Here is a 259-nt window from a genome sequence, read left to right on the forward strand (position 1 = left end):
GTATCGGGAGCGTGCATGAGCGACGCAGGTTTCAACGCATGCATCGTCATTCCGATCTACAACCACAAGGACGCGATCGGCGGCACCGTCGAGCGTCTTGCCGTGCATGGATTGCCGATCTTCGTCGTCGACGACGGCAGCGATGAACCGACGCAAGCCGTGCTCGCGAAGCTTGCTTGCCAGCATCGCGAGCAGATGACGCTGTTGCGCCTGCCCGTCAACGGTGGCAAGGGCGCGGCCGTGATGGCGGGACTGCGCG

1 protein-coding gene is annotated in these 259 nt (G+C 63.7%); it reads left to right on the forward strand.

The features are described 5' to 3' along the window. Positions 1 to 15: 15 nt before the first annotated feature. Positions 16 to 259, forward strand: a 244-nt coding sequence (locus SB772_RS42720) for a glycosyltransferase (protein WP_410838861.1), incomplete at its 3' end; no start/stop codon positions are given.

Source organism: Paraburkholderia sp. SIMBA_030 (assembly GCF_046535245.1).
Taxonomy (GTDB): Bacteria; Pseudomonadota; Gammaproteobacteria; order Burkholderiales; family Burkholderiaceae; genus Paraburkholderia.